This window comes from Acinetobacter sp. C32I (genome assembly GCF_023702715.1).
In the GTDB taxonomy this organism is placed as follows: domain Bacteria; phylum Pseudomonadota; class Gammaproteobacteria; order Pseudomonadales; family Moraxellaceae; genus Acinetobacter.
On sequence record NZ_CP098480.1, the window covers coordinates 1,010,644 to 1,037,364 of the forward strand.

The 26,721-nt window shown below is 40.5% G+C and carries 21 protein-coding genes; 4 read left to right on the top strand and 17 right to left on the bottom strand.

What is annotated here, in order from left to right; translation table 11 throughout:
• Positions 1-103: 103 nt before the first annotated feature.
• Together NDN13_RS04870 and NDN13_RS04875 are read right to left on the bottom strand one after the other, a co-directional pair.
• Positions 104-2,308 (bottom strand): OsmC domain/YcaO domain-containing protein, encoded by a 2,205-nt coding sequence (locus NDN13_RS04870; RefSeq protein WP_251117396.1) that lies wholly within the window; start codon positions 2,306-2,308, stop codon positions 104-106.
• A 247-nt stretch (positions 2,309-2,555) separates the two neighbouring features.
• Positions 2,556-3,428 (bottom strand): LysR family transcriptional regulator, encoded by an 873-nt coding sequence (locus NDN13_RS04875; RefSeq protein WP_251118167.1) that lies wholly within the window; start codon positions 3,426-3,428, stop codon positions 2,556-2,558.
• 89 nt (positions 3,429-3,517) lie between these two features.
• Between NDN13_RS04875 and NDN13_RS04880 the strand changes: the two genes are divergently transcribed.
• The 3 genes from NDN13_RS04880 to NDN13_RS04890 all read left to right on the top strand — a co-directional run bounded on the left by NDN13_RS04880 (position 3,518) and on the right by NDN13_RS04890 (position 5,313).
• Positions 3,518-4,417, top strand: a complete 900-nt coding sequence (locus NDN13_RS04880; protein WP_251117397.1) for a DMT family transporter — start codon at positions 3,518-3,520, stop codon at positions 4,415-4,417.
• A gap of 88 nt (positions 4,418-4,505) precedes the next feature.
• On the top strand, positions 4,506-4,865 hold the full coding sequence (locus NDN13_RS04885; protein ID WP_004653570.1) for an ArsR/SmtB family transcription factor: 360 nt from the start codon (positions 4,506-4,508) through the stop codon (positions 4,863-4,865).
• Positions 4,843-5,313, top strand: a complete 471-nt coding sequence (locus NDN13_RS04890) for an SRPBCC family protein (protein ID WP_251117398.1) — start codon at positions 4,843-4,845, stop codon at positions 5,311-5,313. The genes NDN13_RS04885 and NDN13_RS04890 overlap by 23 nt, the downstream gene beginning before the upstream one ends.
• A gap of 73 nt (positions 5,314-5,386) precedes the next feature.
• Here NDN13_RS04890 and NDN13_RS04895 read toward each other — a convergent pair whose 3' ends face one another.
• From NDN13_RS04895 to NDN13_RS04920, 6 genes are all read right to left on the bottom strand, one after another.
• Complete coding sequence (locus tag NDN13_RS04895) at positions 5,387-6,553, bottom strand: hypothetical protein (protein WP_251117399.1); 1,167 nt, start codon at positions 6,551-6,553, stop codon at positions 5,387-5,389.
• Complete coding sequence (locus NDN13_RS04900) at positions 6,553-7,884, bottom strand: TolC family protein (protein WP_251117400.1); 1,332 nt, start codon at positions 7,882-7,884, stop codon at positions 6,553-6,555. The genes NDN13_RS04895 and NDN13_RS04900 overlap by 1 nt, the downstream gene beginning before the upstream one ends.
• The gene (locus NDN13_RS04905) at positions 7,881-9,467 is read right to left on the bottom strand and encodes a GH3 family acyl-acid amido synthetase (protein WP_251117401.1); all 1,587 of its coding nucleotides are present in this window, start codon (positions 9,465-9,467) and stop codon (positions 7,881-7,883) included. Before NDN13_RS04905 ends, NDN13_RS04900 begins: the two co-directional genes overlap by 4 nt.
• A complete protein-coding gene (locus NDN13_RS04910) occupies positions 9,464-10,285 on the bottom strand; it encodes a hypothetical protein (RefSeq protein WP_004653577.1) in 822 nt (273 codons plus the stop codon). Before NDN13_RS04910 ends, NDN13_RS04905 begins: the two co-directional genes overlap by 4 nt.
• 156 nt (positions 10,286-10,441) lie before the next feature.
• Positions 10,442-11,989: a DHA2 family efflux MFS transporter permease subunit gene (locus tag NDN13_RS04915; RefSeq protein ID WP_251117402.1), complete on the bottom strand. Its 1,548-nt coding sequence runs from the start codon at positions 11,987-11,989 to the stop codon at positions 10,442-10,444.
• A 25-nt stretch (positions 11,990-12,014) separates the two neighbouring features.
• Positions 12,015-13,076 (bottom strand): HlyD family secretion protein, encoded by a 1,062-nt coding sequence (locus NDN13_RS04920; RefSeq protein WP_251117403.1) that lies wholly within the window; start codon positions 13,074-13,076, stop codon positions 12,015-12,017.
• Positions 13,077-13,818: 742 nt separating this feature from the next.
• On the opposite strand from NDN13_RS04920, the gene NDN13_RS04925 reads away from it, so the two are divergent.
• Entirely contained in the window at positions 13,819-14,691 is an 873-nt protein-coding gene (locus NDN13_RS04925) for a bile acid:sodium symporter family protein (RefSeq protein WP_251117404.1), read from the top strand.
• Positions 14,692-14,741: 50 nt separating this feature from the next.
• Here the strand turns inward: NDN13_RS04925 and NDN13_RS04930 are convergent, their stop codons facing one another.
• The 9 genes from NDN13_RS04930 to atzF all read right to left on the bottom strand — a co-directional run bounded on the left by NDN13_RS04930 (position 14,742) and on the right by atzF (position 26,525).
• On the bottom strand, positions 14,742-15,761 hold the full coding sequence (locus tag NDN13_RS04930) for a 2-dehydropantoate 2-reductase (protein WP_251117405.1): 1,020 nt from the start codon (positions 15,759-15,761) through the stop codon (positions 14,742-14,744).
• A 121-nt stretch (positions 15,762-15,882) separates the two neighbouring features.
• The gene (locus NDN13_RS04935; protein WP_251117406.1) at positions 15,883-16,587 is read right to left on the bottom strand and encodes a winged helix-turn-helix domain-containing protein; all 705 of its coding nucleotides are present in this window, start codon (positions 16,585-16,587) and stop codon (positions 15,883-15,885) included.
• A 243-nt stretch (positions 16,588-16,830) separates the two neighbouring features.
• On the bottom strand, positions 16,831-17,706 hold the full coding sequence (gene hchA / locus NDN13_RS04940; protein WP_251117407.1) for a glyoxalase III HchA: 876 nt from the start codon (positions 17,704-17,706) through the stop codon (positions 16,831-16,833).
• A 109-nt stretch (positions 17,707-17,815) separates the two neighbouring features.
• Positions 17,816-18,820, bottom strand: a complete 1,005-nt coding sequence (locus NDN13_RS04945; protein WP_251117408.1) for an NAD(P)H-quinone oxidoreductase — start codon at positions 18,818-18,820, stop codon at positions 17,816-17,818.
• Between the two features lie 4 nt (positions 18,821-18,824).
• Positions 18,825-19,703, bottom strand: a complete 879-nt coding sequence (locus NDN13_RS04950) for an AraC family transcriptional regulator (protein ID WP_251117409.1) — start codon at positions 19,701-19,703, stop codon at positions 18,825-18,827.
• A 119-nt stretch (positions 19,704-19,822) separates the two neighbouring features.
• On the bottom strand, positions 19,823-20,293 hold the full coding sequence (locus NDN13_RS04955) for an immunity 26/phosphotriesterase HocA family protein (protein ID WP_251117410.1): 471 nt from the start codon (positions 20,291-20,293) through the stop codon (positions 19,823-19,825).
• A gap of 54 nt (positions 20,294-20,347) precedes the next feature.
• A complete protein-coding gene (locus NDN13_RS04960) occupies positions 20,348-21,052 on the bottom strand; it encodes a GntR family transcriptional regulator (RefSeq protein WP_251117411.1) in 705 nt (234 codons plus the stop codon).
• 6 nt (positions 21,053-21,058) lie between these two features.
• Positions 21,059-24,664, bottom strand: a complete 3,606-nt coding sequence (gene uca, locus NDN13_RS04965; RefSeq protein WP_251117412.1) for an urea carboxylase — start codon at positions 24,662-24,664, stop codon at positions 21,059-21,061.
• Positions 24,665-24,683: 19 nt separating this feature from the next.
• The gene (atzF, locus tag NDN13_RS04970) at positions 24,684-26,525 is read right to left on the bottom strand and encodes an allophanate hydrolase (protein WP_251117413.1); all 1,842 of its coding nucleotides are present in this window, start codon (positions 26,523-26,525) and stop codon (positions 24,684-24,686) included.
• Positions 26,526-26,721: the final 196 nt, after the last annotated feature.

Sequence of the window (26,721 nt, forward strand, 5' to 3'; positions counted from 1 at the left end):
TTGATTAAAATTTTGAGTGACTCAAAAACAAAATTTTATGGGTTCTAAATAAAAAAAAAGTACATGATCAACATGCACTTTTTAAAACAATATTTATTGAGTTTTAGCCAGTTAAGCCAACTGCCTTAGCACGGGCTTTATGCAATTTCTTATAGCTGTCGATGAGACGTAAATGACGATCAAGCCCTTCGAGTTTCATACTGGTTGGGGTGAGACCATAGAAACGGACTGTGCCTTCAACAGAACCGACCACAGCATCCATACGCTCATTGCCAAACATACGGCGGAAATTGGTTTCGTAGTCTTCAAGCTCCATTTCATCATCGAGTAAGACTTCCAACACCACATTCATGCATTGATAGAACAAACCACGTTCTACCGTGTTGGTATTGTATTGCAAGAAAGTCTCAACCAACTCTTTCGCTTCTTCAAACTGTTCTAAAGCAAGATAGATCAACAGTTTCAATTCAAGCAGGGTTAATTGTCCCCATACCGTATTGTCATCAAACTCAATCCCGATCAAGGTGGTGATTTCGGTGTAATCATCCAATTCGCATTCTTCTAAACGCTCAACCAAGGCTTCCAATTGTTCGTCATCTAAACGATGTAGATTGAGAATGTCTTCACGGAATAAGATGGCTCTGTTGGTATTGTCCCAAATCAGGTCTTCTACCAAATAAATTTCAGAATAATCAGGCACCAAGATACGACATGCTGTTGCACCTAAGTGTTCATACACCGCCATGTAGACTTCTTTGCCCATTTCTTCAAGGATACCGAATAATTCTGCAGCTTCTTCAGCATTTGAATTTTCACCCGCATTGGTGAAGTCCCACTCGACAAAGTCATAATCCGCTTTGGCACTAAAGAAACGCCAAGAGACCAAGCCGCTTGAATCAATAAAGTGTTCAACAAAGTTGTTTGGTTCAGTGACTGCATTGCTTTGGAATGTCGGTTGCGGTAAATCGTTTAAACCTTCAAAACTACGACCTTGCAATAATTCAGTCAAACTACGCTCTAATGCCACTTCCAAGCTTGGGTGCGCACCAAATGAGGCAAATACACCGCCTGTACGTGGATTCATTAAAGTCACACACATCACAGGGAATTGACCGCCTAATGATGCATCTTTTACAAGGACTGGGAAACCTTGCTCTTCCAAGCCTTGTATACCTGCCACAATACTTGGGTATTTCGCCAGTACTTCTTGCGGCACATCGGGTAATGCAATTTCACCTTCAAGAATTTCACGTTTAACCGCACGTTCAAAAATTTCTGATAAGCATTGCACTTGAGCTTCTGCCAAGGTATTGCCCGCACTCATCCCGTTACTGAGGTATAAGTTCTCAATCAGATTCGATGGGAAATAGACAATTTCATCATCTGATTGACGTACAAATGGCAATGAACAAATACCTCGTTCTGTATTCCCTGAGTTGGTATCGTATAAATGCGTACCGAGTAACTCATCATCTGGGTTATAAATTTCGAGACAATATTCATCCAAAATTTCTTTTGGTAATTCGCCATTTGGGCCTGGTTTAAACCACTTCTCATCTGGATAATGCACAAATTCTGCATTGGCAATGTCCTCACCCCAGAACTGGTCGTTATAGAAGAAGTTACAGTTTAAACGTTCAATGAATTCACCTAAAGCCGATGCCAAAGCACTTTCTTTGGTTGAGCCTTTACCATTGGTAAAGCACATTGGTGATTGTGCATCTCGAATATGCAAGGACCAGACATTCGGTACGATATTGCGCCAAGATGCGATTTCAATCTTCATGCCTAGGCCTGCCAGAATCCCTGACATATTGGCAATGGTCTCTTCTAATGGCAGGTCTTTACCCGCAATATAGGTGCTACTTTCCGAAGCAAGGCTTGGCATCAATAAGGCTTGTGCATCTGCATCAATGCTTTCAACTTCTTCAATGATAAACTCTGGACCAGTTTGAATCACTTTCTTAACCGTACAGCGATCGATAGAGCGCAAGATGCCTTGACGGTCTTTTTCAGAAATGTCAGCAGGTAATTCAACCTGAATTTTAAAAATCTGTTTGTAGCGATTTTCAGGATCAACAATATTGTTCTGTGATAAACGGATGTTGTCGGTTGGAATGTCACGCGCAGCACAATACACTTTGACAAAGTAGGCTGCACATAACGCAGATGAAGCAAGGAAATAATCAAATGGGCCGGGTGCAGAACCATCGCCTTTATAACGAATCGGCTGATCGGCGATTACCGTAAAGTCATCAAACTTCGCTTCTTGGCGAAGATTGTCGAGATAATTAACCTTGATTTCCATGCGAGCACCTAAATATTCTTATGTGTTGCAAGTACATAAGATTGAAAATATTAATCTATAAGCCGAATCGTGGATCACAAATGGACTTAAAAAACTGTGGCTAAGGTCGTCTTATGACTCTATCTAAACACTGACCTTAGTATTGATGGGCGCTATTATAGAAGTATTTTGTGGAATTGATAACTTTTGTCTGTTTTTCTAGCCTTTTTATGAACAATTAAACAGGTTTTACCATATTGACCTAAACTTAGAGCTGCAGGGCAATCTCAACAAAGGCTTTTGCAATCGGTGTCATCTGTTGCTTGTTTTTGACCGCGAGTCCTATTGAGCGTTTGATATTGGGAGATAATGGTCGTTTTACCACATTGGGATATAGCTGAAGAATATTTTTGTCTAGGGCTAAATCCGCCACAATTGAAACCCCTGCACTGTGATTGACCATATTTAAAATCGACAGGATTTGCGACAAGTTATACTTAATCTGAGGCGTGAGTTGTGCGGCCTTAAACAGTTCCATGACATGGTTTTGACTGCCCGCACTGGTCAGGATAAAAGGATGATCAATCAGCTCTTGCAATTGCACTGCTGGCTTTTGTGCAATCTCTAAATCCTTAGGCAATAAAGCAACAAAGATATCCTCCAGCAAAGCAAAGCTATCAAAGCGGGTTTCAGGCAACACCACAAAGCCAAGATCGACTTTGCGCTCATCTATCCATTGCAATACTTCTTTATCAGTTCCTTCTAGCATCAACACCTCAACATCAGGATATTGCTGCGTAAATTTTTTTAAAATCATTGGAATCAGCACATTGGAAGATGATGCGCCAAAGGACCCAATCCTTAAAGTTCCCGCTTTTAGACCCTTTAGATCCATTACTTCTTGATGAATAATGTTAGAAACATTCAAGATTTCATTTACATAAGGTAGTAAGCGTTGTCCTGCAGCTGTCAGTTCGACTTCATTGTTATTTCGGTAAAACAGTTGGGTTTCCCATTTCTTTTCCAACGATTTAAGTGCATGCGAAATCGCTGATTGTGAAATATTCAGTAGTTGTGCAGTATGGGTAAAATTTTTTAGTTCCGCGAGTTTTGAAAATATTTCGAGTTGGGTCAGGGTCATCATGATGCATTCATGAGTAAAAGCTCATTTTACTATAAAAATAAATTAGTTTTAGGATTTGATTCAATTCTATATTGATTAAAAACTGCATGCGTCATTTAGCCATTTCTCTTTCGAGCTCCACTGTTTATTTTAAGCTGATCTGTGTTGCCATGATGTGGGGTGGTACCTTCATCGCAGGACGCATTGTTGCTGCGGAACTCTCTCCAAACTTATCTGCATTATTACGCTTTGGCTTTGCTGCGATCTTACTGGTCTTGATCTTGTTGAAAAGTACAGGAGGATTTCCCAATCTTTCTGTACAACAACATGTCTATGCCATCTTGATGGGATTGACCGGTGTGCTTGCTTATAATTTATTTTTCTTTGCTGCTCTATCCAGAATTGAAGCAGGCAGAACTGCACTGTTTGTGAGCTTATCCCCTATTTTAACCATCTTAGCCATGCGGATATTCTTTCAGGAAAGGCTTCGGAGAATAAATTATTTAGGTGTATGTCTCGCTTTAGTTGGCACACTGATCGTCGTGAGTAAAGGTGAACTTTTTGCTGCATTCACTCAATCTTTTGGCACAGGTGAAATGATGATGTGTGGCGCGGTCTTCAGTTGGGTCATTTACACAATCTGCTTTAAGCAGACCCGTGCACCCGCTTTAACCATGACTACTTATTCAGTACTTTGGGGAACATTTTTTCTATTCATCAGTCTTATGCCTGAATTTATGCAGTTTTCTCTGCCGCATATTTCTCTTCGTAGCGGCTTATCAATTGTATTTCTAGGTGCCTTTGGTACTGTACTGACTTTTGTCTGGTATGCCGAGGCGATTCACAGCATTGGTGCATCTCGAACCATCGTATTTAATAATTTAGTGCCTGTATTTGCAGTCTTACTGGCATTTCTTATTCTGAATGAACCCATCACCTGGTCAATGCTGGTGGGTGGCAGCCTAAGTTTTATTGGTGTTATTTTAACCAATAAACAGGAAAAATAGAGTGATACAAACAGCAATAAAAAAAACTTAGCTAAAAAGCTAAGTTTTTTATTGCAAGATGAATGTTTTTTGTGCAATACTTAGCTTTATGGCTAAGTATGATTCTAAACTCGATTTGTTATTCAGTGCTCTCAGTGATCCAACGCGTAGAGACATCCTAACGCGACTGTCTTTTGGGACGGCATCGATCACTGAACTAGCTGAACAACATGACATGGCCCTGCCATCTTTTCTAAAACATTTAAATAAATTAGAAGAAGCGGGACTTATTCATTCAGAAAAAAATGGACGAATCAGAACTTGTGCTCTGACACCCGATGCGTTCACCCCCATGCAAAATTGGTTAAGTGAGCAACGGGCGATCTGGGAACAAAGACTTAATCAATTTGATCGTTATGCACTCGAATTAAAAAGGAAAAGAGAAAATGAAACTGGATCCAAAAACTGATTTAAAACTAGAAAGAGTGATTGATGTGCCGCGCGAACTGGTTTGGGAATGCTGGACCACACCCGAACATATCCAACACTTCTTTATTCCTCGCCCTCACTCAATCAAAGCCTGTGAAATTGATTTAAGAGTTGGGGGAAAATTCAACACCATCTTTGATGTTGATGGCAATGAAATCAAGAATGAAGGTGTTTACCTAGAAGTGATTGATGGCAAAAAACTGGTCTTTACCGATACTTATACTGAGGACTGGAAACCTGCTGAGAATCCATTTATGACTGCGATTCTGTTGCTTGAAGATGCAGGCAATGGAGCAACCAAATATACCGCAATTGCCAGACACCGTACTGCTGAAACTCGCCAGCAACACGAAGACATGGGCTTCTTCGAAGGTTGGGGAACGGTGATTGATCAACTGGTTGCATATGCTCAAGGACTAAAAGCCTAATCTATTTACATATAAAAAAACGCCTCAAAGCCCAATTATTTACGCGCTTTGAGGCGTTTTTTTATTGCTCCAATCAAATTCGACCCACTTCTAAATACGGAATTAGACTCTTATCAAAGTTTGGACGTGGATCACCCAGAAAACTAATAAAGCCATGCATGCCTGTTAATCGTTCGCCTTTATAAAACCGATTCAGCTGAAAACGTGGATCTTGATGCGATAAGGTAAAGCTGACAATTCCTACACCGCGTTGCTTAGAGAGTTTTTGCGCATCTCCAAGCATTAAATGATGCAGTGCTAACTGCTGTGGATGGCACAATAAACTGTGTAACACATGATATTTTAAGGAATCACCAAGTTTAGGTAATGGCATGCCTTTAGTGACTTTGGTCAGTAAATTATAGATCGGACGCAGTACACCAATCGCTGAACTGTAATGCAAGATTTTGGTTTGTTTAAGGCCATGTTGATCCCATAACCCAAACATTCCGACGAGTTTCTCATCTTGAAAATACAGCTGAAAATCCGAAAGCTTCAAGCCAGTAAAATACTGATGCCCTGCGTGTAATTCTTCAAAATTATATGCTGGGATAAAATTATAATGCTGCGACATCTCTGCAATAAATCGATTCATAGCAGTAATATCTTCTGGCTGCGCTGCACGAGACTGAATTTCACAGTTCGCTGTCTCAGCTTGAGCCTTCTGATCTAAGAAGGCTTTAATTTTTGCCTTTGTCCCAAGATGGGTCAGCGTTAGTGTTTCTATCAGTCCTTCATCATAATAATCAGGAATTCCTGTTTTTCCAGTTTGTATTGCCGCTCGTGCAGCATAATTATCATTAAAGATGATCATCTGGCTAAAATCAGGTTGATGCATGGTTTGTTTGACATGTACACCCAAAGCCTTGACCAATGATTTACCACGATAGTTTGGATCAACACGCAAATCACTGGCATAGCGTACATTTTGTACCGCTTTATCAACATAACATGGACGATGACCATTGCTATAACAGGCGACATTTTTCTGACTTTGCGTATCTTCAATCACCACATGCAGCTTATGGCGATACAGAATATCCGAAGCCTTAAAATAACTGGGTTCACGCTGAAAACTGATTTGCACCCCTTTGGTGGTCATCGGCACCGCAATCAGCTCACGTAAAGCTTGATCATCAGCCAAGGTTGCTTCTCGGGTAAGCAACGGATTATTTTGAGTATTTGGTGGATTTGTTTTCATTAATTATTCACCTGTTGTGTATTTTGTGTAGACACCAAATCATTGAGATGTCCCATTTGGTCTAAGAGCTGATACACAAAAACAATTTCATCCTGCTCGTTGACCGTTTTCTGAGTTTGAACATCCAATAACTTTTGTTCAGTATTTAATAAATCAAAAGTGGTTTTGGTGCCCAATTCAAATTCTTTACGGGTATAAACAAACGCAATTGAAGCGGCATCAATGGCATTTTGTAGTGCGTCTTTGTTCTGACGAATGGTCTGCAACTGTGCATAGGTGGTCCGTGTACGTTGATTCAAATCCAGTTCAAGGCTACGAATCTTTTGATTAGCCAAATCAACATCCGCTTGTGCTTTACGCGTATTGGCGCGATTCAAACCATCGTCATAAAGCGGCACATTAAGCTGCACTCCGACCATGTAATTATTACTTTCCGAACCAATATAACTGGCCTCGTGCTGCGCACCCGCACGACTGGTGAGCATAACCGTCGGCCACAGTTCTCGCTTGGTTAGGGCATATTGCTTTTCAGCTGCCTGCTTTTCATATTTGGCCCGTAATAAAGCTGGATGACTTTTGGTTTGCGCCAAAATCTCATCCAGACTGTTAGAAATTTCAGGGAGACGCTTAACTGGACTTAGATTATCTGCACTTAACCCCGTAATTTGTGAAAACTGTGCTTCACTCACCGTGAGATTGGATTGGGCTTGCGTAATATCGGCCTGACCTTGTGCCACCTGAGCCAGCACTTGTGCCAAGTCTGCACGAGTAATCATACCCACATCAAAACGTCGCTGTGACTCATACAGCGAACGCTGTAAGTTAGACATGGTTTTTTTTCTCAGATCCAGAATCGCTTTCTTTTTCAGTACATCGGTATAGACCATGACTGTATTCAAAATCGTTTCAGATCGTTGATCCGAAAGTCCTTGCGACTGCGCAGAAAGTTGATTTTTAGCAACATCAATTCCCAAGCGATGTCGTCCAGATGTGTAGATAGGGTAATCCATTTGTAATTGCAAACTACGACCTTTTCGGTTTCCTTCAGTTGGAAACAAGACATTAGTCGGCGTTTCAACCCGCTCATAATCAAGTTGTCCGACCAAATTCACTTTGAGTCCATCACGTTGTTTGGCCTGTTCAAGCATTGCTGTGGATTGATTGACACTTAAACGACTCACCTCCAATTGGCTCTCATGTCTTAAACTGGCGGATAATGCATCATCTAAAGTCATGGCATCCACCAGACTGGATGCCAACAATAGTCCCATACAAAGCGTGTATTGAGACTTTAAAAATCGATGGTTAAATTTCGTCATCCCTTTCTTCATAGTTGTTCCAAACTATTCAAGGTAACTTTCTTAAGTGGTTCAGGCTTAATATTGCCCTCGATGATGCCATCAAACATCACCAGCTTTTTGTAGGCGTTCCAACCATTATTGGCTTGACGAATCTGAGGCTGATCTAACTGGCCGAGATTACGTGCCAGCTCATAATGAAAGTTTTGACGCAAAATCTGATCAATATAATCATCATCAATACTGTGATGAATCTCACCCTCAAACAGAACGCAGTAAAATGGTTTGACCTGTTGTTCTGTATCAATCGCCAACAACGAGATTGCTTTAGAGTCGGTTTCATTCAGTTGTGAAAGCAACTGTTGTGCCGTTTCTGGGGCAAGCTTCTCTCCCACTAAATCCACTCCAAAACGGCGACCTTGAAACTCAAAACACGGTACTTGTTCCAGAAAACTAGTCACCCGTAAGCAGTCATCAAGGCAATAACGTAATAAACCATTGCCTGATGTGATAATTGGACTGACCACATCCCCAATCTTCAGCTCCCAAGATGGAATGATTTGTCCCGTTTTTTCACCTTCTAAATATTCAAATTCATAGAAATGACTTTGATAAGCCAGTGGATAATGATCATTATATGGAATGGTGACTACACCTTCGGTTGCCCATAAGCCTTTACCTTCAAACTGTACTGATGGAAGACGTTGTTTTAGTTTTTCTGCCCAAGCTTTGGAACCTGCGGTATCCCAACTCGACACTAAACTCAATATTGGCCATAACCTTTTAAAATCAATGTGTTCACCATTTGAACTGTCCATCAGACACTTTGCACTTTCTGGACTGAATGGCGCTTTGACTTCTTTTAATGAAGCTTGGCGCGCTCCCCATCGACCTGTTTCTAAAACTTCAATCACCTCTTGCTGCATGGCCTCTAAACGATCTAGGAGTTGCAAAGCAAAGGTTGGACTCCATACTGAAATCATGGCGAGATTTCGATTGGCAACCAGATAACAAATGGTGGCAAACAAAGCATCATCGGCATTGGCTGCAAAGGCGACATTGCTCGGTACGGCTTGGGTAAATTTAGATAAAATGCGCTTACCTATGCCCAGTAACGCACTATCATCATTGAGATTTTTATCTTTTAGCACTTCACGCTGGCTTTCTGGCAACCATGAAACTGACCAATAATGAGTACCTGAGCGAAGTTGTGGGCACTTACGATAGAGACTGGCCATCCATGGCGCAATCGCGTGATCTAATTCATCTAAAAACAGCTTGGTATACGGAATAAATTTAATTTGTTCACTCGAACCACTGGTGGGCTGGAAACGCACCAACTTACTGCTTGATAGTTGAAGTTTCTGATCTCGATAACGCTGGATGTCCTCTCGCCACGCTGCATAGCGCGTAGCAGGAAAAGCACCAACAAACTGCTCATAATCTTTTACCTGTTGTTGTTTTGCAAAATGTGAACTTTGCAAAATTGAATTCAGGATTTGACGCTGTGTCGCTTCTAAATGATTAAACTGCTTTTGAAAATCTCGGTCAGAAACATCGCACCATTGTTTTAAAATCAGATGTGAACCAGAAGTCAGCAATTCGGTATGCTTCATTGTAGAACCTCTCGACGATTGGCTGAGTTTTTTAACAACGCCTCACAGCGACCTTTACTGGCAGGCTTGGTCATTAACTTAACTGGGAAACGTGCAATATCTTTCCACCCCAAGCGGCCAATACAAGGCAACTCAGTTCCCACCGTCCATGTCGGATTCTTTTGCTCAAAGAAATGAATATTGGGATTTTTTGTTCTCATTTCCTCAGTAATCGGCGCCACCTCGCCTTTGAGTGGTTGATAGTCATCGCCGAAATTCAATAATCCTGCTTCTTTGTCATAATATTCACCAAAGAAGTTTTCACAGTAATGTTCAATCACACTGGAAAGGTGCTGGTTCTCATCATTGATATTTGGGTAATACACATAATAGTTATTGGCAAGCAGTAAATATGTTTTGTAGCCTTTGGAAATCAATAGCCAATACAGCTCATTAAATGGATATTTGACACGTAATTTGATCATGAGTTTGAGCATGGTACTTTGTAGCGTACGAGTGCCCCAAAATGCTCTAAGGATCACGGTGTCACCACTAAACAGCACTGTATAGTCCTTACCATTTAGATAAAAATGCTGAACCACAACAGTAGAAAAACCAACGATTTCATCAGTTTCCGAGTTAAAGATTAAGATGGCACCACTTTTCTTTTTGAAATCATCCGCAAAGATCGAAAACTTGGTATTTTCATAATATTGCTCGTAAATCGAATACATGACTTTTAGCCGATCAATATCGATCTGTTCTTTCTCGACATATTGACCATAGGTAGATTCTTTATTGTTGAATCTTGAAATCAGTTTATATGTTGTATTAATCATCTGCTTCAACCTCTAAATTTGGATATGCACGTTCCCCTATCTCATAAAGAAATATAAAAACTCATATCGCTGTTCTTTTTATGACGGGGTATGTTGCTGTATACGATGCCCCGATTATTTTTTCGTTATATGAAACAACCCTCTAGCATTGAATATCTACATGTCCATTTTCTTCCCCCTATCCATAAAGATGGTTAAGAAAGCCGCCACAAACATGATGATGGCCAGCATACGTAATAAATCATTGAAACTTGATGTCAGTGCTTGGTAATGAATATCTCGGTAGATCACACTGAGCGCGATTTGTTGAGCATTACTGCCCACTTCTTGGTATTGCGCTGTCAACTGGTCTAATCTTTCAATGAAAATCCAGTTCTGTGGGTTCATATACTGATTCAATTGCGTCACATGCACGGCGGTCAGCCAATCGAGCGATGAGTTGATCAATGCCAACCCAACAGCGCCACCAATATTGCGCATCAGGTTATAAATACCACTTGCATCGGCAACTTTAGCCAGTGGCAGCGTACTCATTGCCAGATGCGAGACCACGATCAAACAAATCATCAGACCAATGCCACGATAAATTTGTGGCCAAAACATGAAGTCATAATCGCTGTGAATACTGAGATGTGAATTAAGCCAAACGCCAAAACCCGCCAAAATCATGCCAACAAACACGGTTTTTCGGGTATCAAAGTTTGGAATCAACCATGCAAGGAAAGGCGCAAAACAGAACATCACAATCCCTGTCACCATCATGATATGTCCGATTTGACTGCTGTTCATTTCTCGGACTTGCCCAAGAAATACAGGAATCATATAGCCCAAGCCATATAAGGCCATACCAATCACAAAAGTAATGATGCAGCTTAAAGTGAAGTTTTTGTTCTTAAATACACTCAGATCCAGTAAAGGTTTAGGCTGAGTAAAACTGCGTGAGAAGAAGATCATGCCACCAATCAGGCAAATGATAAATGCAACACGCACACCTGTATCGGCGAGCCAATCATGTCGCGCCCCTTCATCCAAGAAATACTCTAAACCACCTAAAAACATGGCCATACCAATCAAACTGAACCAGTCCATGCTTTTAATCAGTGAATAATTGGCACGGTCTATATTTGGACCAGAGTAAATAATCGTCGCAATCAAAATACCGGGGATGATGTTAATCAGGAACATCCAGTGCCATGAGAAATTATTGGTCAACCAACCACCAATGGTTGGACCTATGGCTGGACCTAAAGTACTGATCATGCCAAACGTCACCAACGGCAAGGCACGTTTTGCTTCAGGAAAAAGCAGGTATAACGCTGTCATTGAGGTAGGAATCATGCCGCCCCCCATAAAACCCTGAATGGCGCGAAATACCAATAGGCTTTCCAGATTCCATGCCAAAGCACACAGCAAAGAACTAATCGTGAATCCGATCGCACAAATGGTGTAATAAATTCGAGTTGAGAGCACCCGAGAGACGATACTGGACATTGGAATTGCAATAATTTCAGCAATCAAATAAACCGTTTGCACCCATGTCACTTCGTAACGGCTAGCACTCATGCCTGCCTGTACTTCATTCAAAGAACTTGCAACAATTTGAATATCCAGAATTGCCATGAAATTACCAAAAATCATGGCAGCAAAAATCAGCCAAGCTGTTTTTGGCGCAAACTTCCACTCATCTTGGTTCGGTTTATTCATTTTCTTATACCCAAAACTTTTCTGATTAAGTTCTTAAATCAACAGTCGCGTTGACGGACATTCCAGGTTTTATAAGATCAATATGTGGACTCGAATCAATTGCTATCCGCACAGGAATACGTTGCACCACTTTATTGAAATTTCCTGTGGCGTTGTCTGGTGGCATGAGTGAAAAGGTCGCGCCAGATGCTGGAGAAAAGCTTTCGATTTTCCCTGTATAGGTCAGACTTGGATAAGCATCAATTTTTAATTTAACTTCCTGCCCAATATGCATTTTCTCGATTTGGGTTTCTTTAAAGTTTGCTTGTACATACAAACTTTTCTCAGGAATAATTGCCATTAAACGTGTTTGTGGTGAAACACGAGAACCCTTCTGAATCGAAAGACTGCCGACCTTTCCTGTAACAGGGCTAATCACTTTTGAAGATGAAAGGTCAATTTGGTAAAGATCCAAAGTCGCATTGGCATTCTGAATATCTGCCAGTAGTTGTGCACGACTGGCTTGTAAACTACCTAGCTGTGCCTCTGCGGCATTAACTGCAGCTTGGGCTTTACTCAGTTGTGCCTGAGCCGTTAAATATTGGGATTGTACGCCTTCAAAATTTTGTCGGGTAATCACTCCGTCTTTGAGCAAATCTTGATAACGATTGAAATCTTTTTTCAAGCGAGATAAATCTGCTTGGGCAGCAACTACACCACTATTGGCTTCACTAATCGATGATTTTGCAGACTTTTCATTCTGTTGCTGCACGCCAAGTGCAGCTTGTTTTAAGGTGACAACTGATTTCGCCTGATCATAACGTGCCTGATAATCACGATGATCTAAAATCGCCAAAGCCTCTCCTTTTTTCACAAATTGATTGTCATTAATAATCAATTCGATGACTTCACCTGAGATTTTTGGCATCACCCAAGTGACATCAGCTTGAACATAGGCATTATCGGTAGATTGATAGAATCGATAGACCAAAAAATAATACGCGATGCCTAAGATCAGAAATAAGATGAGTACACTAAACACAACCCAAGTTATTTTTTTTCGACTTTGGAAATTAGTATCAGTTTCGAGCTGAGCTACGTTATCCATATTTATTCCGCTATTTTGTAATATACAGTTTTTATTTTGAGCCACGGTTAAATGGTCATCTTTTCACGTAACTTTTCACTTAATTGCGCATAAATAAATAGTTACAATGTAATAATTGGCGCAAATTATCATTCTTAATGGAATAATATGTCATTGACCATTTATGCATATCATTTTTCTATTTCTGCCAATTGTTCGAATGGTATAAAGCTTTTATTAAAGATTTGTGAAATTCTAGCACAAGCATAAATGATTCGTGTTTTCATTTGTAAAAAAATAAACCTATGCTATTGTTTAAGTTAAATAAATTATTAAATTCAGCTTCACTGTTATTTTTACCATTTAGTTTAATCAGCTTACTTTTCTTAGCTCTTGATGAACATAAAAATCGTAAAATACCAAAAAGCTGAAGCGTTATAGAAATGTAATTTTTGCAAAAAAAGTGATTTTTCTCCTATTAATTTTCATATTTTAATTCAATCAAATTGTGCGATAACGCACAAACTGTTTTTGCAAAAGTGAATAAAGTATTTAAGCTAAACAAATCATTAGAATTAATAACCTAAATGTGCTAATTCATTCTTTGCACAGTAAAAATTTAAGGTATTGCTAAATAATGTTGTTTAACGCTGCTGTTTAGATGTGAACTATATCAATTTAGATACCGATAAGTTCTGATCTGATCAGACAAAACAAGCTAAAAATTGGAAAAATAATATTGATCTAAAAAGAAGGACTGTTTATGGATTCTGGACTAATCACACTGTTTCTACCCATCGCTTTGGCGATTGTCATGGCCGGGCTGGGTTTGGAGCTCACACTCAAAGACTTTGCACGAGTGAGCAAACATCCCAAAGCGGTGATCATTGCTTTGTTTTGCCAGCTTATTTTATTGGTCGGCATTGCATTTTTAATTTGTAAAATATTGACTTTACCGCCGCTTCTGGCAGTCGGTTTGATGTTACTTGCCGCTTCACCTGGTGGATCAACCGCAAATCTATTCAGCTATTTGTATAAAGGTGACATCGCATTAAATATTACATTAACCGCAATTAATGCCATTATTGCCGCCATTTTTTTACCGTTTATTGTCAATTTCTCAATTTTGCATTTTATGAATGAAGGCCAACAAGTCGGACTACAATTTGCAAAAGTCCTGCAAGTCTTTGCCATCATTCTGGTCCCTGTTTGTATTGGGATGTTGATCCGTCATTATGCGCCGCATACCGCAGAAAAACTGAATCGCCCTGTGCGCATCTTTGCGGTGGTTTTTCTTGTCATTATCATCCTTGGCGCAATTATAAAAGAACGAAATAACCTGATCGAATATATCGGGCAAATTGGCTTTGCAACTGCCTTATTTTGTGCAATTAGTCTATGTGTCGGTTATTTTGTACCACGACTGTTTGGAATCAGCTCTTATCAAGCTCGCGCATGCGCGTTTGAGATTGGTATTCATAATAGTACGCTGGCCATGACCATCGCACTCACCATTATGGCAAGTACGACCATTGCCATGCCTGCTGCGGTCTACTCAATTTTTATGTATATTTTCGCGACTATCTTTGGGACTTTGATTACACGATTTGGCGCTCAGGAAACAATAAAAGCCTAACTTTTTTAAACCATCACCGCCATAGCGTATAAAGAAATATGCTATGGCTTTTATTTAAATCCAGTTTTATTCACCGCTTCCAACTGATCGCTAAGTGCTTTGGCTGACCATGCTTTGGGTGTGATTTCAGCTTGTTTAATTAACTCAATCAGCTTTTGATTGATTGGTGCTTTTAAATTTAGTTGCGTTGCTAAACGGACAACTTCACCATTAATCCAGTCAATTTCGGTGGCTCGCCCTGCCATAAGATCATCTGCCATTGAAGATCGGGCCAGTGGATCAATCGCCAGCATTTTCTTGCTCACGATATTGAAAATAGAATTGGGGAGTTTTAATACAAATGGAACGAGCTGTGCAGATAAAGCGGTCAATTGTGCAGGCTTAATTTTTGCGATTTTAAGTAGCTCTAAAGCTTCAATCTGCGCTATTGCCAAGCATTGACGATAGGCTCGAATTGAAAGTTGCTGTTTGAGTGGTAGCTGAGATAACGCATTCACTGAATTATTCAGATTTAGTAATAGCTTTGCCCATTGAATTGCCTGCATATCATCTTCAAGTTTCAGTTCAAGCTGAGCGCTATTAAATGCGATGACAAGCTCATTCAAGCCAACATGTTTTTTCACATACAAAGCCCCATCTGTACCTTGATGAAAAACCCCATTTCCCAAAGCAGCGACATTAAAAGGCACCATACCTTCAAGAATTGTATGTTCGGATAAAACCTGCTTTAGAATTCCAACGTTACTTAAGCCATTCTGAAAACTAATAATGATGGTATTTTTCTTTAGAATTTCTTTTAGCTCGTGAGCCACTTGCTTTGTCGCCGCAGACTTAACACAGACAAAAATGATATCAGCCTGGGCAGCAATGTTTGGATCAGTACTAAGTTGTAGCCGACTCGTTGGAACCTTATTTCTTCCACCTAGATAGTCCGATACAGTTAATCCATATTGCTGCAACTGTTTTTGTATTTGCTGGCGTACAATAAAATCGACATTGGCTCCTGCTGTAGCTAAACGACCACCAAGATAACATCCAATACTGCCTGCACCATAAATACATATTTTCATTTATTTGCCTAAGTTCATTCGATTGCTGCCCTGTATTTACTTTAACCACAATGAATGGCCTAAGTTGTCATTTATCTGACAATTGGAAACACATGCTCAATTTAAAATATCATTTGGACAATCATTGGTTGACTTCAAAGCTCTCTATGGCTTCATGACTCGACCTTGATCCGCGCCATTCTGCAAGTACATAGCCCATTCCATAAATATTATGAATCAGCTTGGGAATAAAATTTCGGTCAATTTTATTTCTTAAACGGCTAATCGCTACTTCAACCACTTTAGTATCACTCTCGTGATCCATATCCCATATTTGTGAGGCGATTAACGATCTAGGTAAAACTTCCCCACGTCTACTCATAAACAGTTCCATCAGAGCATATTCTTGGCTGGTCAGATTAATCCGCTGACCAGCCCGACTAACACTGCGTTTCCATAAATCGAGTTCAAGATCGGCAACACAGATTCGGTTGATTTCATGATTCCACTGCTCTCTACTCAATAGACCTTTGATCCGTCTGAGAAGCTCGACCAAGGTAAAAGAAAGACCAAGACCTTTAATTCGCTCTTCAATTTGATCACGCGCAATCAAAAACAAAATAGGCATGGTTTTTCCATTCTTGCCCACATCATGCAAAATATTCCAACCATTTAAACCAGCAAACATAACATCCAAGACTACTAAATCATATTCACTAAACAATAACGCAAGATGCTTACCTGTTATTTCATCTGTGACCCAATCGACCATATAACCTGCTTCTGATAATGCTTGGTTAAGATAACTCCCTATTTTTTGCTCATCTTCGACTAGTAATATTTTCATCTTAAACCTATTAAAGCCCTGCTTAAGAAGATAATAACGTTGTACTACTTTAAATAGTTTTGAATGACATAAATGTAATTTTGGTGTCATTTCAATGTTCATTTCTGCAATAGATCAATATAAAAATTCAGCTTTGAGAGCAAAATAGGTCTGCAAAAAGATGCTTTAAGACGTTTCGCCGAGTTCATAAAAAATAAAAGCCTAGCAATTAAGCTAGGCTTTTAGATATTCCAATAACAAGGTTTATTGAAGATTAGGATCTGCCAATAAAGTTGTCGCGGCAAGTTTTCCAAGATTATTCGAAGCCAATGGGCTATCACCTGTTAATAATTTACGATCTTGATGAACCTGCCCTGTGATGCCTTTATTTAAGATTTCGACACCTAGCTTTTCAAGATTTTCCCCCACTAACCAAGGTAATTGTCCTGGCATATAGCCGATATCAATATTTGCACCTTTATCAAGGGAGTCAGGGAACACACAAATCTTGTAGTCCTTAAAAATATAATCCTGCGGATCTTCATCTACAGCTGCTGCAAGCAATGAAGCTGGTCCATGACATAACGTAATCACATATTTATCATTTTTAATGGCCCACTTTAATAGCTGTTTAACTTCTACGCTTTCTGGAATCTTAGCAAGAACACCATGTCCACCCGGAATAAAGATACCCGCATAAGGTGAATCTGCACTTAAAGCTTGTTCCAGAATATCTGCTAATTTGAGCGGCGCTTTGAGTTGCTTTTCATATTTTTTATACGTATCTAAGACCACTTGTTCTTCATTCGGCATCGCCCACATTTCCAACTTAACTGGATTGCCCGAAAGTGTTGCCACATCAAAGGCAAAACCTGCATTATCCAAGTGGAACATTGGCAATAACATTTCAACTGGATGATTTCCCGTAGAAAAGAATTTTTCATTTTGCATCAAGATATAACGTTCATCTGTTGCAATCATTAAAATCCGTTTGTCGCCTTGATATGGATTTGAGTAAGTCGTGCCATCATAATCTGTTTTTGCCGAGGTGTATTGGTTCAGCGAATATGGCGATGGGAAAAAAGCATTGTCTTCTGCATGGTCTGGACTTGGGTTGCGATCATCAGGATTTGTTGTCATTTTTGAGATTCCTCATCAGGTCGTTATGTTTATATACATACTGCTTGAGTCACCTGTCACACTCAAGTTTTGAGTATGAACAGGCATGGATTGAACACAATTAGGCAAATTAGGACTTAATTTCGAGTACCACTTTGCCCGTATGTTGGCTGCTTTCCAAACATTGATGTGCCTGAGCCACCTCATCAAATGCAAAGGTTTTGTAGATCATTGGTTTGCATTGATCCGCCTCAATTAAAGGCCAGACAAACTGCTCAAGTTCTTGAGTAATTTGAGCTTTTTCAGCATTGGTTCTAGCACGCATGGTCGAACCTGTGACAACAGCCCGTTTTAACATTAACTCCTGTATATCAAAGCCATCGACTTTTCGTCCCCCCATAAAACCGATAATCACCAATCGACCATCACGCTTTAATAATCTCAGATTTTGATTAAAGTAAGCGGCGCCGATAATATCCAAAATCACATCTACACCTTGGCCATCGGTTTGAGCCAAAACCTCTTTTTCAAAATCTTGGGTTTTGTAATTAATTACCTGTGACACCGAAGCTAATTTATCAACTTTGTCGTCACTTCCAACAGTGGAGAAGTTTTTGATGCCCATCGCATGACATAAGCTGATTGCTGTGGAACCAATACCACTGGCTCCACCATGAATTAGTACAGTTTCAATCTTTTTCAACTGTCCAATCTGAAATAAATTAGCCCAAACGGTAAAATAGGTTTCAGGAATAGCCGCTGCTTCGACAAAACTCAGATTCTTTGGAATTTTTAAGGTTTGATTGGCAGGTACTGCACAGTATTCTGCATAGCCACCACCATTGGTCAGTGCACAGACCTTATCACCGACTTTAAACTGTGTGACGTGTTCACCTATTTGACTGATTACTCCTGAAACTTCTAGCCCAGGGATGGGTGTGACTCCTTTAGGCATTGGGTATAACCCTTGGCGCTGTAGAATATCAGGTCGGTTGATACCCGTTGCGTAGACTTCAATGAGCACTTCATCTGCTTTAATCTCTGGTCGAGGTCCTTGAGTGACTTGTAAAACCTCAGGACCGCCAGCTTGTGTAATTTCGATATATTTCATTTGTTCTACGCTATTTTGATTCATTTAATCATGACTCCATTTGAGTATTAGTATCGGCATGTTTGGGAGGAAAACCAAATTGCTTTTTGAATTCTCGGCTGAATTGAGAAGAGCTCTGATATCCAACAGCATAAGCCGCTTGAGCCACACTTTGGTCTGCGTTTTGCAACAATTGTTTTGCCTTATGCAACCGAACCACTTTTAAATATTGCAATGGTGAATATTGTGTGACTTGTTTAAAGGCTTTATGAAATGCAGAGGTACTCATATTGGCTTGCTCTGCCAGCATCTCAACTGTTAATTTCTCGGTAAAATGATGCTGAATATATTCACAAATTTTATAAATCGGTCGGAGATTGCCCTGAGCGACCAAGCCTGTTAAGGCATCAGCACCTGAATGTTGAATAACGCGATAGAGTAACTCACGTTTAATTTGATCTCCCAAGATCAATACATCCTGTTCAGAAGTCAGGGTATTTAATAAACGGATAAGGACATTCGATATCATTTGATCATACTGGATCACACTCATTCCTGTGGTGAGTGGCTTAAACTGGTAATTTTCAAAATAGGTTTTAGCCAGTAGTTCATTGACCGTATCCGCTTCCAATTTCATGCTGATCGCAATCATTGGTGTTTCAGGACTGGCAATAGTGTCACAATCAAAGGGCATTGAAACTGAGACGATCAGGCATTCGTTTTGCTTGAATGAATAAGTCTCTGTGCCGATATAACCGCGCTTTTGCCCTTGCAAAACAAACACGAGGGTTGGTTCTTGCAATACAGCAATCGGTGGTGTGTTGTGATCGACACGCATCAAGGTAATGCCATCAATCGAAGTGGCAAAAAAGCCTTCTTTATGCACCACTTTTAGAAATAAATTGATCAGTGTTTGGTCATTCATCATGTGTCATCTGATGATTTGAAATATGATTTTTATTATTAAATAGCAAAGCCATAAAAACTGTTAGTTTTATGCAGAATTAGGCATGGAAAAGAGAGTTTTGTAAATTTTTTTAGAATTACCTATAACTTAGGTTTTAAACTTTCAACCCATTTATTAGCATTACCCTCAAAAAAATCCTTTAATCGATTCTCAATATGTTCAAGCTCCCAAACAGCCGCTCTTTCTAAGCTTTTGCACTCGTCATAGCCTGCACTAATCTCAAGACTAGTTCTTGAATCATAGATAGTGAACTCCTTAGTAAACATATCTTGTTTAAAGAATAAAGGAAAACTTATAAGATTCGAATCTAAGTTACGATTGCCTATAATTTCCCATCTACTAGATGTAATTGCATGTTTCATTACCCAAACTTTAAATAAAACATTTTTTCCAATAATTTGATCAATATCTAATAAAGGCTGAGATGTATTTAAATTATAAAAAGCGAATAAAGGGTCAGCTAAAACTCGACCATAGCAAAAAGAATTATTTGAAAGTTTTATGAGCGCAATATCTCCTTCCTTTCTTTTAATACGTTTATTTATTGCCATAAACTCTTACCTTACTAAGTTAGATACTATCAATGACTATACCTAATATTTGGACTAATAAAACTGACTCGAATCCAACATCTGTAAAGTAATTTTTTTCACTTCATCACGACTTTGCATAATATGCGCTTCAATCGCATTGATCGCTTGTTCAGTGTGTCGATCGAAAATAAAACCCAAGATTTTTTGATGTTCTTGATAAGTTGCTTCAATCCGATAATCTTTAGAAAAATCCAAACGGCGAATAATCCGAATGCGCTCACTCAAATCCCGATGGATCCTCGCCATTTCATTATTGCCTGAAGCTCGGACCAAAGCACAATGAAAATCCTCATCTTGCTGAGAAAGTTGTTTAATGTCTTTTAAATACTCAGAAGGTTGTACTAACCACAGGTCTTTTAACACTGACAGCTCAACCGAATTGTGGTGGTCAATCTGACAGAGTTTACGAATCGAATCTTTTTCCAAAACAATACGAACATCGTAAAGCTCTTCATAGTAACGAAAATTGAGCGGCCGAATCTGCCAACCGCTCCGAAAGCTCACATCAACATAGCCCTCTTGTTGCAAAAGATATAAGGCTTGTCGGATTGGGGTACGACTCACATCATAGGCTTTGGCAACTTCAGACTCAGTAAAGCGTTCACCTGGCATCAATTTGAAATCAAAGATGTCATTCTTGATGCGTTGGTAAACCAGCTCAGACAGATTGTCTGAGCCTTTGGTTGTGTTTTTTATGTTGATGTTCGCTTCTTTCATTCAAGCTTATTCCATATAGACCAATGGTTCACCACTGTGTACGGTTTGCCCTGCTCTACAAATAATGGCCTTAACAATACCATCCTCTTCCGCATAGACAGGTAACTCCATTTTCATGGCTTCAATAATAGCAACAGTTTCACCTTTTTTGATCTCTTGACCATGTTCCACAAAGATCTTCCAGATATTTCCTGTCATTGAAGCATTTAAAGAAGAAAGATGGCTGTAATCAACATGATTGGTTTGCTCCTCTTGCTGCTCAGGTTGTGCAGCAAACTCTTCTTTCCAGCGACTCACTTCAGTACTAAAGGCCTGTTGTTGCTTGTCTTTAAATGCCGCGATACTTTCCGCTTCATTGTCCAAGAATTGTACATAATCTGCATAATCAAACTCAGTTTCTTCAATCTGAATCTGAGCACGGCCATTTTCAAAATCTGCACGCCATTCATTCAATTCAGCTTCAGTCACTGGAAAATATTTAATCTGATCAAAGAATTGCAAGAACCATTGCTTATCACCAAATTGCTTGTTCTTTTTAAACTTGTTCCAGATCGGCAGCGTCCGACCAATCAACTGATAACCACCGGGTGAATCCATGCCATAAATACACATGTACATCCCACCAATACCCACTGTGCCTTCCGCAGTAAAAGTACGTGCAGGATTGTACTTAGAACTGAGCAAACGATGGCGTGGATCAATCGGCACCGCACATGGTGCTGTCAGATAAACATCGCCCAAACCGAGTACTAAATAATTGGCATCAAAAATAATATCTTTGACTTCATCACGATGTGCTAGCCCGTTAATACGTTGGATAAAATCAACGTTATTCGGTAACCACGGCGCTTTGGCGCAAACACTTTCCTGATAACGTTCCACTGCACCTAAAGTCGCACTATCTTCAAATGCCATTGGTAAATGAACAATACGCGATGGAATCTTAAGCTGGCTTAAATCACCCATTTGTTCTTCAAGTTTAAGCAATTGATGAATGAGCTCAGCTTGAGGAATCACCAGACCATCATATTTAATTTGTAGGGAACGCACACCTGGTGACAGTTCCAAAACACCTGCAAGATTGGCATCACGAATCATTTGAATGAGTTGATGCACACGCAAACGTAGTGCCAAATCTAAGATGTTTTCACCATATTCTAATAATATATAGCTATCACCCGCTTGGCGATAGACAGTTTTTGGTGATAAATCAGTTGGTTCACGTTGAGCCAAAATGGTGGTAAACACGTCTTGAGCTGATTCAATGGTTTCAACGACTTTAGAAGCAGCGGCAAAGTTCTGAATATTGTCGATTTGTTTCCGTTCTAATGCATTGGCTTGCTCTGCCGTGATTGGGTAAAAACGGATTTTGTCATCGGCTTTCAGTTGACCTACTTTCCATAGCTCGGCTTTGGCAATAGTCACTGGACAAACGAAGCCACCTAGACTTGGGCCATCTTTTGCCAAAATCACAGGGAAATCACCGGTAAAGTTGATCGCACCAATTGCATATTCACAGTCATGCACATTAGATGGGTGCAAACCTGCTTCACCACCATTTTCTCTAGCCCAGCTCGGTGTTGGACCTGAAAGTCTGACCCCTAAACGGTTTGAGTTAAAGTGAACCGTCCACTCAGAGGCAAAGAATTCTTCCACATATTCAGGTTTAAAGAAATCAGGTGCGCCGTGCGGTCCATACAGCACTGCGATTTCCCATTCATTGCTATATTCTGGAATGAGATCTTTGGATAAGGCTTGTGGTGTCTCCGTTGCCAACGGTAATTCCGCACTGGCAAGTTCTGCATCGACCATTTTGATCATGTCGCCAACACGTAAAGTACGTCCTGCATGACCACCGAAATTACCCAATGCAAAGGTTGATCGGCTACCTAAATATAAGGGTACATCCAGTCCATCACGTACAGCTAAGTATGTACGGCAGCCTGATGCTACTTGACCAATTTTCAGGGTTTGACCTGCTTTGACCTTAATCGGCTGCCAAAAAGCAATGCGCTGATCATCCAACATAACAGTACAGCTTGCGCCTGTGAGTGCAATGGTGGTGTCAGCATGGAACTTTAAGCTTGGACCCACCAAGGTAAATTCAAAACCTGCCGCTTTAGCATCATTGCCGACAATACGGTTGGCAAGTTGAAATGCATAATCATCCATAGGACCCGATGGTGGTACACCAATGTCCCAATAGCCTGTACGCCCAGGATAATCTTGAATTGAACTGAGTGTACCCGCTTGGATCACTTCAATGACTTTTGGCGAATAGCTGAAATCGTCAAGCATGCGTGTCCAGATTTGCATGGATTCAAAACGTTGGTCTGAGACAATGGCACGGGCATAATCCAAGTTGGTGCTGATACCATTTAAACGCGTTTCCGCTAACACTACTTTTAATTTTTCAATCGCAGTAGCTCGATCTTCCGCATGTACAATAATCTTGGCAATCATTGGATCAAAATACTGAGAAATTTCAGTCCCTGTTTTCACCCAAGTATCAACACGAATACCTTCGGGAAATGACACTTCTGTAAGCACACCTGGACTTGGCTGGAAATTTTTCACAGGATCTTCGGCATAAACTCGGACTTCAATCGCAGCCCCTTGCGGTTGGATATTGTTGAGATAGTCCCAATCCAATGCATCGCCAGCCGCCACTTTGAGCATACACTCGATCAAGTCAAGACCTGTCACCATTTCCGTTACTGGATGCTCTACTTGTAAACGGGTATTCACCTCAAGGAAATAAAATTCATCCCGCTTGGCATCATAAATAAACTCAACCGTTCCTGCACTGCGATAATTCACAGAACGACCCAGTTCAACAGCAGCTTGATGTAGCTTTTTACGGGTTGCTTCAGGTAAGTTCGCAGCAGGTGTTTCTTCAACCACTTTTTGGTTACGGCGTTGCAATGAACAATCACGCTCACCAAACGCAACTACTTGACCTTTACCATCCCCAAAAATCTGTACTTCGACATGACGTGCTTTATCAATAAAGCATTCAATAAAAACACCTGCGTCTTTAAAGAACTGCTCACCTAGGCGTTTCACGCTTTCATAAGCATCTGCTAGTGCTTGTGGGGTATCGCAACGAGTGAGGCCAATACCACCGCCACCCGCAGTGCTTTTGAGCATGATTGGATAACCAATACGTTCAGCCGCAGTCAATGCTTCCTCCAAACTGTCCAACAAACCTGTCCCAGGAGTCATTGGTACATGAGCCGCTGCGGCAAGTTCACGTGCGCGGTGTTTTAAACCAAATTCCAGAATCTGTTCTGCAGTTGGCCCCATAAAGGCAATGTTATTTTCTTCACAAGCACGAGAGAAATCTGCACTCTCAGACAGAAAACCATAGCCCGGAAAAATTGCTTCTGCTCCAGTCTGTTTAGCGGCTTGAATCAGTTTTTCGATACTCAAATAAGTATCAGCTGGTTTTAAACCATCTAATGCAATTGCGACATCTGCATCCTGTACATGCTGTGCATAGCGGTCGCTGTCCGAATAAACCGCGACACTGGTAATGCCTAATTTTTTCAGCGTTCGAATTGCTCTAACAGCAATTTCACCACGGTTTGCAATAAGTACGGTCTTAAACATGATGATTTCCCCCTAAAAATTAATTGGCTGTATTGGCGAGTTGCTGATCTGCTTGACTGTTACGGTGCTGGATATACGCTCTCCAACCGCCAAAATGGCTGATATTCTCTGCATCGCCTAAGCCATAGGGTTCACAAATAAAGCCTTTAACCCAACGGCCATCTTCCAGTTCGACATTGCCCATACCCAATGGGGTTGGAATTTCTGCCACAAACTCACCAAAACGTGCTGTTGGTACATCCCAGAGCTCGACAATGATGCTTTGCCCATCTTGCTGACGAGCCAAACCAGGTTTTGGCGGAACTGTCCCATTCAAGGCATACAGCGCATAATCCTGAGAGGTTTTGGTGGTTTCGACATGCACGGCACCACGTGTGGTGAGTTGAAAATTCAGTGGCATTCCCGTTAGATGTGCCCCTACAACCGCAACACGAATATGGTGAGGAGACAACAAAGTCGGTGCACTTGCTACAGCTAATGTCTTATCTAAAGCACCGAGTTTCAGTGCTAAATAGTTCTGCCATGCTTTGCCGAAATGCACCAAGGCTGCATCGTGCCAAGCAGGTGCAATTAAGGTGATACCAAAAGGTAAGTTGTCAGCTCTAAAGCCTGCAGGTAATGCCAAGGCACTTAAATCAGCGAGGTTGGTGAAATTGGTATACGTGCCGAAATGCGCGTTATACTCAATCGGGTGCTGTTGCATTTGTTCAATGGTATAAATCGTTGGTGAAGTTGGCACGATCAAGGCATCAAACTCAGCCAAGCTAGCTTGGATTTTTCGAGTCAAATCCTGTTTTAAATATTCAGCATTGTAGACATCCACTGCAGAATACTTTTCACCTTGTTGAATAATTTCTAAAACGGTCGGATCAAAATCAGCAGCATTGGTTTTGAGGAGATCGGCAGCCGCTGCAGTGCGTTCTGCCACCCAAGGACCTTGATAGAGTTGTGCTGCAAGTTGCTCAAAAGCAGAAAAATCAATCGGTGTCATTTCAGCATTTAAGCTTTCAAGTAATTGAATGGTGTGTTGAAAGGCTTTTTCTGCTTGCTTGTCACCAAAGAAGTTCAATTTATTCGGAATGGCAAATTTCAATTTGCTGGAAAAACGTGCAGGTACGTTTTTAGGATGCTGACGTGAATAGCTATCTAAAGCATCATAAGCTTCAACTTGCGCAGCCACCAATTCAGCATCAGCGACTGTAAGAGCAAAGATTGAAATACAATCAATACTTTTTACTGCAGGTAATAAACCACGATTAGAAAAGCGGCCCTTGGTTGGCTTTAAACCGACTATGTTATTGAACGCTGCAGGCACACGACCTGATCCTGCGGTATCAGTCCCGAGAGAAAATGGCACTAAGCCGCGTGCCACCACACTGGCTGAACCCGAACTTGAGCCCCCACTGACATATTCAGGTTTAAAACTATTCGGTACAGCCCCAAAGGGTGAACGTGTGCCAACTAAGCCTGTGGCAAATTGATCAAGATTGGTTTTACCAACGACAATCGCTCCTGCTTGTTTAAGTAATCGAACCGTTTCAGCATCTTGTGTTGCGACACGATTTAATGCCTTGCATGCTGCTGTAGTAACAAAACCAGCCACATCAATATTGTCTTTGACTGCAAATGGCACACCATAGAGAGGAAATTGTTTTTGCAGATTTTCCGCATCTTGAGTCAGTTGCTTTAAAGATTGGATTTGTTGCTCAACTAAATCTGTACTCGCAAGAGAAATCCAAGCAACGTCCTTAGGATCAAGTGCTGAAACTAACTCCTGCAAAATATCGAGTTGAATTTCTTGCTTTAAATACGCTGTTTGCCATTCAGAAATTGTCCAGCCTAAAGTTTTTATTTCGCTCACTTTATGAATCCTATCTTGTATACAAGTTTGAATAGATAGAAGCAGAAAGCGTGCCAAAAATGTTTTTAATATATAAATTAACAACTTAATAAAAACACTAAAATGCAAGTTTGTTTGAATGGTTTAATGATGGTGCTAAAAAGATTCGACAGAAATACCGATGCGCTATAACTCAGCAAATTTTTATTGAGAGAGA